The organism is Cobetia sp. 5-11-6-3 (genome assembly GCF_013374055.1).
Classification (GTDB): Bacteria; Pseudomonadota; Gammaproteobacteria; order Pseudomonadales; family Halomonadaceae; genus Cobetia; species Cobetia marina.
In genome coordinates this window covers 539,897-551,118 of record NZ_BLWJ01000003.1, presented here as the reverse complement: position 1 = coordinate 551,118, position 11,222 = coordinate 539,897, and the positions used below count along the sequence as shown (strand labels likewise).

Below are 11,222 nucleotides of genomic sequence, written 5' to 3'. Positions count from 1 at the left end.
CATCACCGGCACCGACGATCTGCCGGTCATCTCCACCGATACCGGCGCCGTGGCAGAAGACGGCACCCCGGAAGCCACTGGCACGCTGACCGCGACGGACGCCGACAATGCCGACCTGGCCTTTGTCGCGGCCACCGATGACAGCAGTGTCTACGGCACCTTCACGGTCGATGCCGCGGGCAACTGGACCTACACCCTCGACAACGAGTCGGCCGCGGTGCAGGGCCTGACGCCAGATGACACCATCAGCGAGCAGTACACCGTCACGCTGACCGATGGGACGACCACCACGGTCGACATCACCATCACCGGCGCGACCGATGACGCACCGACCATCACGATGGCTGACAAGGAAGTGACCGAGGCCACGGGTGCCACTGTCACTGATACCTTCCAGGTCGAGGCGGATGCTGGCATCGCCAGCGTCACCATCAATGGCACGGATATCACTTCGGCGTCAGTGGACAACCCCATCGTGATCCCAGGCGCGACTGATGATGAAGGCACGCTGACCATCACGGGCTACGATTCCGGCACCGTGTCCTACACCTATGTGGAGGATGGTACGGCTGCGGATCACACGGCTGGCGACGATAGCGTGTTCGACAACTTCGCCGTGGTCGTCACTGACCTGGCAGGACAGAGCACGAGCGACAGCCTTGACGTCAAGATTCTGGATACCGCGCCGAAGGCCAAGCCGGATGAGCGCGATATTGATGAAGATGAGACGGCCGAGCTCACGGGTAACGTGATCGACGGTGCCAATGACAATGAAGACATCCTGGGTGCAGATGCGCCGTTCATGGTTTGCAAACTGAACGATACCGGGATTTCCGACGGCGGCAGTGCCACGGTCACGGGTGACTACGGTACGCTGACGCTCAACAGCGACGGTAGCTATACCTACGTTCTGGATACCACCAAGACTCAGTCACTGGCAGAGGGTGAACCGGCGGAAGACGTCTTCACTTATGTGCTGGAAGACAGCGATGGCGACACCTCCAGCACCACACTGACCATCAATATTACTGGCTCGGCCGATACAGTGCCGGTCATCACGCTGGCTGACAAGGAAGTGACCGAGGCCACGGGTGCCACTGTCACTGACACCTTCCAGGTCGAGGCGGATGCTGGCATCGCCAGCGTCACCATCAATGGCACGGATATCACTTCGGCGTCAGTGGACAACCCCATCGTGATCCCAGGCGCGACTGATGATGAAGGCACGCTGACCATCACGGGCTACGATTCCGGCACCGTGTCCTACACCTATGTGGAGGATGGTACGGCTGCGGATCACACGGCTGGCGATGACAGTGTCGTTGACGACTTCGCTGTCGTGGTGACGGATCTTGCCGGTCAGAGCACCACATCCAGTCTGGATGTCACCGTTCTTGACACCGCGCCGATAGCCAATGCTGATACCCGCAGCATGAACGAGAATCGCAGTGCAGCCGTTACCGGCAACGTGGTGGACGGCTCATCTGCGACGGCGGACACCCTGAGGGCCGATGCGGTCACCGTCACCGCCGTCACTTCCGGATCAGAAACCGTCGCGGTGAGCGATGGCGCGGCGGCTGTGATCACTGGTGCTCATGGCGAGCTGACGCTTGAAGCGGATGGCTCCTACAGCTACCAGTCAGCACGCGAAGATCTGCAGTTCCTCGCGGCGGGTGAGTCGGTCACGGATGTCTATACCTACGTGATCAGGGATGCTGACGGTGATACCTCCAGCACCACTCTGACGATCACCATCAATGGTCGCAACGACGGCCCGGCGATCAGCGTCAACAGTGGTGATAGCGCCTCCGCCAGTCTGACGGAAACGGACTCCGCCCTGAGCACCAGCGGTACGCTGTCGGTGACGGATGTGGATCTCAGCAATAGCGTGACGCCAAGCGTGACCAGTGTCTCCAGCAATGGTGATACTGGCGCGCTGGACAACGATGATCTGCTTGCGCTGCTGGGGGTGGACACCGGCGCCATCATCGATGACGAGAACACTGAAGGGACGCTCAACTGGACCTTCGACAGCAGTGCTGCCGGGGAAAGCTTCGACTACCTGTCTGCAGGCGAGTCACTGGTCCTGACCTACACCGTCACTGTCACGGATACGGCGGGAGCGACAGCTACCCAGGATGTCACCATTACCATTCAGGGGACGAATGACGCTCCGGTGGTGACTGCGACTGAAGGCCGCGTCAGCGAAGAAGGGCTCGAAGGCGGTATCGCCGACAGTGATGCGGCTGATGGCTTCACGGATACTACCGATGCCACCATCGTCACCGGTACGGTTTCGGTCACGGATGTCGACAGTGACAGTGTCTCGCTGGTGCTGACAGCGCCCGCCACGGCCATCACCTCCGGTGGCAGTGCGGTGACCTGGTCCGGCAGCGGCACCCAGTCAATGGTGGCAACCGATGCCGAGGGTAATGAAGTCGCGACGGTGACCATCGATGACAGCGGCGCCTATACCTTCACTCTGAGTCAGGCGGTTGATCACTCGGGTGATGGGGAAGATGTCCTGTCTCTGGACTTCGGTGTGCTCGCAACGGATAGCGAAGGCGCAAGCTCCACCGGCACGCTGACCATCGGTATCGAGGATGATGCGCCTCTAGCAGTCGATCCGGCGAGTTATAGCCTTGCTTTCGTGGATACCAATCTATCCTTGATGCTCGATGTTTCTGGTTCAATGGGCACGTTAGATACCACGACAGGTCAGTCGCGTTTAAATAGTGCTATTGATTCACTTAAGACATTGATAGAAGCATATGACCAATATGGAGAAGTAAGAGTTAATCTGGTGATATTCACCAATACAGCGGGTAGTTTGGACGGGTGGGCGACGGCAAATGAAGCGTTGTCAGTGCTTGAATCGCTGCGTGGCTTTAGAGGTGGCGTTACTAACTATGACGCAGCATTAGCGGAGATGATGGATAACTTCAATGAACCCGGCGCGCTGTCTAATGGGCAATATGTGTCTTACTTTGTTTCTGATGGAACGCCTTATGGTTCTGATGGGAATACCGAGACATTGACTAACTCTTATGATAGTAGTGTTTTGTCTGTAAATGACCCAGATAATGGGATAGGAGATGATGAGGAGGATATTTGGACAAGTTTCCTGTCTGAGAATGGCGTCAAATCCTATGCCGTTGGTCTTGGTACTGCTGGAACAGATAACTTGGATCCTATCGCTTACGATGGGGTAACAGGCGAAAATATCGGTAGCGTAGTCTTCGACGGATTTGCACAGATCGATGAATACTTTGCTGATACAGTGACACAGAGCATACAGGGTGATGTCGATGGCTCCTCAATTATGGATGGTGAGATAGGCCTAGCCGATGGTGGATATATTTCCGATCTAACCGTTGATGGTGAGTCTTACTCATTTGATCCTGAGTCTAATGAAATTCAGGCATTAGCTGGCGATTGGAGCTTTGATGCGACGACTTCAGTGCTAACAGTTGCCACTGATCTTGGCGGCAGTCTTGAGTTAAGCTTCCGCGATGGTGGCTTCGAATACACCGCACCTACAGGCCTTACACAAACAGAACAAGAACGCTTCGATTTCACAGTGGCGGACGGAGATGGTGATAGTGAGAGTTCCTATTTTCTGATTGATTTGGATCAGCAGGATGTGTTGATTGGTACCACAGGGAATGACTCGCTCTCTGGGACCGATATTTCTGATCAGGTTATCGGTCTGGCAGGTAATGACACTCTCCGTGGTTTGGAAGGGAATGATACGTTAGTTGGTGGTGCTGGCAGTGATAGCCTCGAAGGAGGTAGCGGTACCGATACACTGAAAGGTGGTGACGGCGCTGATCTGCTCATCGGCGGAACAGGCAACGACATCCTCACTGGCGGCGATGGGGCAGACACCTTCCAGTGGATGAGTGGTGATGACGTCAACAGCGAAGGCGGCATGGCGACGGATACCATCACCGACTTCAGTGTGGCGGATGGCGACGTCATCGATCTTTCGGATCTCCTTCAGTCCAATGGGGACGCCGATGCGCTCTCGAGCTTCCTGCACTTCGAGTCAGATGGGGACGGCGGTACCACCATCGAGATCAGTGTGGACGGCTCTGCGGGCAGCAATGTCACCCAGGAGATCACTCTGCAGGATGTGGATCTGACATCGGGCGGTGATTCCGATGCCCAGATCATCCAGTCGCTGCTGGATAGCAATAGCCTCAAGACCAACGTTGACGGTTGATGCAAAAGATAAGGGAGATGGCTTAGGCCATCTCCCTTTTATTGCATTAGACTTCACCGAATGAATGTCTGCGAAGTGCCCCACTAAGGAGGACAGGTTGAGCGATCAACCCACGCCATTGAGACCAGAGCCGGTCGGCGAAAGAGAGGGCGACCCTCTGCTGAATGCGCTGGTGTTCATGGCGCGTTACCACGGCAATCCCCGGTCAGCCGCCGTGCTGACGGACGGGCTGCCGATGGAGGACGGGCGTTTGCCTCTGGCGCTTGTCAGCCGTGCAGCCGCGCGTGCCAATCTGAGCGCCAAACTGGTCAATCAACAGATCACCGCGATCAGCGATCTGTTGATGCCCTGCATTCTGATGTTGAATGAAGGGCGCGCTGTCGTGCTGCTGGAAGTGGATGCCAAGACAGAAAAGGCGCGAATCCATCAACCGGAAGCGGAAGGCGATGCATGGATCGAACTGGAAACGCTGACGGCACGCCATGATGGACGAGTGGTCTACCTGAAGCAGGAACACCGTTTCGATGAGCGCGCCCCGGAAACGCTGGAACAGAGCGATGGCCACTGGTTCTGGTCGACGCTGAAGCTCTCGACGCCTATCTATCGTGACGTGATTCTGGCCTCTGTCCTGATCAATCTGTTTGCCGTGGCATCGCCACTGTTCGTGATGAATGCCTATGACAAGGTGGTGCCCAATCTGGCGTTCAACACCTTGTGGGTCATGGCGACGGGCATGGCGATCATCATGGTATTCGATTTCGTGATGCGGCAGACGCGTGCCTATTTCATGGATACCGCCGGCAAGAAGTCCGAGGTGCTGCTGACTTCCAAGCTGTTTGCCAAGACCATGAATCTGCGCATGGAGTCGCGCCCCGGCTCCGTGGGCGGCTATGTGAAGCATCTCCAGGAATTCGATTCCATTCGCGAGTTCTTCACGTCAGCGACGTTGACCACACTCGTCGACCTGCCGTTTGCGCTGCTGTTTCTCGCCATCATCTGGATCGTCGCCGGGCCCCTGGTACTTGTCCCCCTGATAGCTCTCGTCATCCTGCTGATCTACAGCCTGGCGATACAGAGACCGCTGCGCAACAGCATCGAGAAGGGCTCGCGGCTGGCGACCGAGCGCAATGCGCGTCTCGTGGAAGCGGTCTCGGGGCTCGAGAGCCTCAAGCTGGCCAATGCTCAGGGAGAGACCCAGCGCCGCTATGAGCGTGCGGTGGGTCAGATCGCTCATTGGGGGGTGAAGAGCCGCAATCTGACGACATCCGTCAGCTCGCTGAGCATGTCATTGACGCAGGCCACCACGGTGGCACTGGTCGTGTTCGGGGTCTATCTGATCGCGGATGCACGACTCTCGGTGGGTGGGTTGATTGCCGCGGTCATGCTTTCCGGGCGTGCGCTTCAGCCCCTGGGGCAACTGGCGCTGCTGATTACCCGTATCGGGCAGACGCGCAGTGCCATGAGTGCGCTTGAGCAGATCATGGCGTTGCCTGAAGAGGCAGAAGATCGTCGTTACGTGCATCGCGAGACACTGCAGATGCGGATCGAGTTCGATCGTGTCGGCTTCGCCTATGCGCCCAACACGCCGCCGGCGGTGACCGATATCTCGTTGACCATCGAGCCAGGCGAGCGAGTGGCCATCATCGGCCGTATCGGTGCCGGCAAGAGCACCCTGCAGCGCCTGATCTGCGGACTCTATCGCGCTACCGCCGGCAGCGTGCGAGTCGATGGTCTTGACCTCAACCAGATCCATCCCGCCGATGTCCGGCGTCATATCGGGCATGCCGGTCAGGACAGTGCGCTGTTCTTCGGCTCTATCCGCGACAACATCACCTTGGGGCAGCCGCATGCCAGTGATACCCAGATTGAGCTTGCGGCCGATGCTGCCGGCGTGACCGAGTTCACTCGCCATCACCCGGAGGGACTTGATCGCCAGGTCGGGGAAGGGGGACGGATGCTGTCCAGTGGCCAACGTCAGACGGTCCTGATGGCTCGGGCGCTTCTGATGCGACCGCCGCTGCTGTTGCTCGATGAGCCCGGTTCGCACATGGACAATCGTGCCGAGCTGCGTCTGAGGCGTATGCTCAAGTCATTGCCGCGTACCCAGACCATGGTGCTGGTGACGCACAAGAGCAGCATGCTGGAAGTGGTAGACCGCGTCATCGTGATGGAAGGTGGGCGTATCGTCGCTGACGGTCCCAAGGACAAGGTATTGAATGCCTTGAATGAAGGGCGTGTGTCCGGGCGCAAGCAGGAGGCTCAACGTGGCTAAGGCACCGATTGAACAGCGCGATCTTCACCACCTGGATGACGTCAGCTCAGCCGTTCTGCTGGCGACCCCCTGGAAGTCACGCATCCTGATCTGGATGGTGCTGGCCTTCATCGTGGTGTTCGTCATCTGGGCCAGCCAGGCGAGCCTGGAGGTCGTGACGCGAGGTTCCGGCAAGGTGGTGCCCTCCACCCACCTCCAGGTCGTGCAGAATCTGGAAGGGGGGATCGTGCGCGAGATCTACATCAAGGAAGGGCAGATCGTGTCGCCCGGAGAGCCCTTGCTGCGCATTGATGACACCAGCGCCGGTTCCGACCTGCGCGAGCGTGTCTCGACCCTGGATGGCCTGCAGGCCACCATCATCCTGTACGACACCGAGCTGGATTCCATCGCGGTGGACGCCTCTGCCGATGACTGGAAGGACCAGGTCGTCATGACCCGCGTCCCCCTGCCTTTCGATGAGGAGTTCAAGACTCGCAGTCCTGCACTTGTCGCGCGTGCGATGACTGCCTATCGCACCCACCTCAACCAGTTGAACAGTGGCTTGAATGGCTCTCGTGAGCAGATTCTGCAGAAGGAGCAGGAGCTGAGAGAGCTGAAGTCACGCATCAATAGCCTGGAGCGCAGCTACCAGCTGTCACGTCGTGAGCTCAACATGACAGCACCGCTGGTACGTGAAGGCGTGGTATCGCAAGTCGATCTGCTCAAGATCCAGCGTGAGGTGAATGATCTGCGGGGGGATCTGGAGTCGGCGCGACTGGCAGTGCCTGGCAAGCAGTCGGAGCTGGATGAGGCCATCTCGAATCGTGTCGGTGTTGCCCAGGAATTTCGCTCGCGTGCAGCAGATGAGCTGGCCAAGACTCAGGCGGATCTCGGGCGATTGCGTGAGGGGCGTACCAGTCTTCAGGACCGTCTTGACCGTACTTTGGTGACGTCTCCCGTTCAGGGGGCCATCAAGACCTTGAATATCAATACCATAGGCGGGGTCATCGAGCCTGGCGAAGATCTGATGGAAATCGTTCCCATCGAAGATCAGCTGCTGGTCCAGGCCCGGGTGGCACCCAAGGACATCGGCTTCCTGCGTATTGGCCAGCCTGCCGTGGTCAAGCTGTCCGCCTACGACTTCACCATCTATGGAGGGCTCGAAGGCGAGGTGGAGCAGATCAGTGCCGACACCGTTCAGGATGAAGAAGGCAACAGCTTTTATGAAATCAAGGTGCTCACGGAGCAGAACCACCTTGGAAGTGACTCAGACCCGCTCACGATCATCCCGGGCATGCAGGCCAGCGTGGATGTCATCACCGGTGAGCAGACCATCCTGCAGTACCTGATGAAGCCGATTCTGCGCGCCAGGCAAGGTGCCTTGCGTGAACGTTGATCATGGACATGAAGTATTCAAGGGCAACCCATAATGAAAAAGACACTCTTGGCATTGAGCGTGATGGCGGGGATGAGTTCCAGTTTCTCCGCCTCTGCGCAGTCATTGGAAGAAGCCGTTTCCAAGGCAGTGATGGAAAATCCGCGTACCCGCTTGCAGGTGACCCGTCATATCCAGCGTCTGGAAGAAGCGGAAGTCCAGCGTGGGGCCTATCGCCCGACGGTCGATCTGACCGGACGACTGGGCTATGGCAAGTTCGACTCCGAGGATGATGGGGTCAATGACGAGGATGACTGGCACGATTATCGTCGGTTGGATCTCACCATTCGCCAGCTGCTCTGGGACGGTGACACCACGATCGAGCGCATCCGTCAGGCAGAGACCGAAGCTGACTATCAGCGCCTGCAGACGGCCGCCGAAGCCAATGATGTCGCGTTGGATACGGCCGGGGCCTATCTGGATGTCATGCGTGATGAGCTGATTCTCAAATATGCGCAGGCCAATCTCGATGCGCACCGTCGTATTTCCAGTGATATCGGGCGTCGTGCAGAGTCCGGTCTCGGCGCACGCAGTGACGTGCGTCAGGTGGATGGCCGCCTGGCCAATGCCGAGGCCAGCGTGCTGTCCGCCCGGAACAATCTCGAGGATTCCCGCTCGGCGTATCTGCGTCTGGTCGGTGAGCTGCCCACGGATCTGAACCTCCCCAGCCTCGATACCGATCTGATCAGTGCCGATGTGGAGAGTGCCTATGTCCAGGCCAATCAGCGCAACCCCCTGCTGGCAGCGGCACGGGTGTCCATTGATGCGGCTCGTCATGAGGTGAACGCTGAGAAGGGTGACAACTACCCGGAATTCAGCATCGAAGGCAATCGCACGCTGACGGACGATTATGATCAGGACGAGAGCAGCTCCGATGACTGGAGCGTCGAACTGGTCATGCGCTACAACCTGTATCGCGGTGGGCGGGATCAGGCCGAGATTCGCGGACGCCAGGCAGCACTGGAAACCGTCGAGCATGACAATGATCGCGTGATGCGCGATGTGCGTGACGAGATCCGACTGGCCTGGAATGCACGCGAGAACCTCAAGCGTCAGATCGATTATCTGGAAAGCTATGTGCGTGCCGCGACGGATACGCGCGAAAGTTATCGCAAGCAGTTCGATATCGGCCGCAGGACGCTGCTGGATCTGCTGGACAGCGAAAGTGAGCTGTTCACTTCGCAGCAGAATCTGATTCGTGCACGTTTTGACCTTGAAACGGCCAACTATCGCTTGTTGTCCGCGACAGGTGCATTGCTGGATTCAATGAACGTTGCCGTACCGACCCGACAGGGTTGAGTCGCTCACGGCACCACCAGGAAGTGGTGCCGTGGTCATACTGACGGCTGATGAGGAAATCAGATGAGTCTTTCGCGCCGCCTGTTTACCTTGATGTTGTTGGTGCTGTTGGTGTTTTCCTTCGGTATCTTCTTCATTCAGGTCAACAATACCCGTGATTCACTGGCCGAACGACAGCGTGTCGAGCTCTCGAATCTCGCCCAGAGCCTGAGTCTTGCACTGGTGCCGCATGTCGAGCTTGGTGATGCTGCCAGCGCGGAAACCCTGATTCGCGCCACCCTGGATGGTGGATATGTCCGGGATATCCAGCTGGAAAGCGTCGCGCTCCCGGCCCCCATCGCGTTTGACATCACACGAGAAAGCCAGGCACCCGAGTGGTTTCAGCAGATGATTCCCATGCCGGTAGAAACGGTCAGCCGTGAATTGCCGGGTGGGTGGGCCTCTCTGGGGACGATCTCGCTGACGGGAGAGCCGGCCCAGGGTCACGATGACCTCTGGAAGCTCGCCAAACGGCTCGGGCTCTGGTTGCTGTTGGGGGGCTTGTTGACCCTGCTGGTGGCCTCGCTGGTCATGCGTCGCCTGCTGCGCCCTCTGGACCGCCTCTCCGCACGTCTCAACGAGATGGAGACACAGCGTTTCGACGCGCCTCTGGAGGAAACCAGTGTCAAGGAGCTGCGTGGCATCACGTCGGCGGTCAATCGACTCGGGCAGCGTCTGCATACCCAGTTCGAGGCTCAGGCGGCGCAGTTGGCGCGCCTGCAGCGCCAGGCAGAACAGGACGCTGTCTCGGGGCTTGGCAACCGTGGTTACCTCAATCGTGCAGTGGATGAATGGCTGAGTGAGCCTCTGGGAGGCAGCTTCGCACTGTTGCGGGTCGCGCAGCTTGAAGTCGTCTATCAGGAGCAGGGCTACAAGGGACGCGATGCACTGCTGCGCGCCATCGCTCAGCGGCTTGAGCAGCGTGAGCTGGCCGGGGAGCCCATCGTGGCAGGGCGATTGGCCAATCATGACTTCGGCTTGCTGTTGCCAGAAGCCGATGAGTCCGCGCTGCAGGCCTTCTTGAAGGGCATCACCGAAGACATCGATCGACTGCTGGATGCCAATCCCATGGCGAACAGCCGCCCGATCGGCTGTGTCATCGGGGCGGCAAGGCGAGAGCCGGGCATGACCCGCACCCAGTTGTTCACGGTGGCGGACACGACCTTGCTGCAGGCCATCGAGCATGGCAGCAGCGTCGCGCTCGCCGAGGAAGGGGATCAGGCGCGTCCACGCGGCGAATGGCGAGACGTCATCGAGCAGTCGCTGGAGCGCCCTGATGGGCTCGATTTCGTGGCGCAGCCCGTGCTGTTCAATGATGGCAGTGAGCTGCACCGGGAGCTGTTCGCGCGTCTGCGTGAAGGGGACCAGCTGCACCGAGCCGGCGATTTCCTGCCGGTCGTGCGCCATTTCCGTCTGGGAGCACGCTTCGACCTGCATGCGCTGGAGTGGCTGGCTGCCCATGTCGATGGCATCGAGGCTCCACGTCTGGCGCTCAACCTCACCGAGGAGACGCTGGATGATGAGGCGAGCTTCTCGGGACTCATCAGCTGGTTGGGAGTCCATCCGCGTCTCTGCAAGCGTCTGGATATAGAAGTGTCGGAAAGCATCGCGCTTCGCCACCTGGAGCGCGTCAAGCTGCTGTTCCGGCGTGCACGCCGGCTGGGCGCGCGTGGAGGCATTGACCGCTTTGCACGTGAGCTGAAGGAGCTCAGTTATCTGGAGGCGCTGCGTCCGGACTACGTCAAGATCGATCAGGCGTTCTTCAAGCGTGACGATGTGGACACCGAGCTGTTGCAAAGCCTGTGCATGACGGCGCATCAGGTCGAGTCTCTGGTGATCGTGACACGGGTCGAATCCGAACAGGACCAGGCGCGCGTGATGTCCCTTGGCGCCGACGGCTATCAGGGCTATGTGGCACCGGCCGTCGATGTCATGGCGAGGAAGCCCTGATAGACAGCCAGGGGTTGGTCGCC

General features: G+C 58.8%; 5 protein-coding genes. All 5 read left to right on the top strand.

Annotated elements, in window-relative coordinates; all coding sequences use genetic code 11:
• The coding region (locus HXS66_RS08105) for a VCBS domain-containing protein (RefSeq protein WP_176503243.1) at positions 1–4,225 on the top strand (4,225 nt) is incomplete at its 5' end.
• Between the two features lie 97 nt (positions 4,226–4,322).
• A complete protein-coding gene (locus HXS66_RS08100) occupies positions 4,323–6,497 on the top strand; it encodes a type I secretion system permease/ATPase (protein WP_240704257.1) in 2,175 nt (724 codons plus the stop codon).
• Positions 6,490–7,872: an HlyD family type I secretion periplasmic adaptor subunit gene (locus HXS66_RS08095; protein WP_084207911.1), complete on the top strand. Its 1,383-nt coding sequence runs from the start codon at positions 6,490–6,492 to the stop codon at positions 7,870–7,872. The genes HXS66_RS08100 and HXS66_RS08095 overlap by 8 nt, the downstream gene beginning before the upstream one ends.
• Before the next feature lie 33 nt (positions 7,873–7,905).
• A complete protein-coding gene (locus HXS66_RS08090) occupies positions 7,906–9,210 on the top strand; it encodes a TolC family outer membrane protein (protein ID WP_077378256.1) in 1,305 nt (434 codons plus the stop codon).
• Positions 9,211–9,273: 63 nt separating this feature from the next.
• Positions 9,274–11,199 (top strand): EAL domain-containing protein, encoded by a 1,926-nt coding sequence (locus HXS66_RS08085; protein ID WP_141392320.1) that lies wholly within the window; start codon positions 9,274–9,276, stop codon positions 11,197–11,199.
• Positions 11,200–11,222: the final 23 nt, after the last annotated feature.

Bases quoted from the DNA above. Each gene is read 5' to 3' on its own strand.
- HXS66_RS08085 (WP_141392320.1), top strand. From the start codon at position 9,274: ATGAGTCTTTCGCGCCGCCTGTTTACCTTGATGTTGTTGGTGCTGTTG.
- HXS66_RS08090 (WP_077378256.1), top strand. From the start codon at position 7,906: ATGAAAAAGACACTCTTGGCATTGAGCGTGATGGCGGGGATGAGTTCC.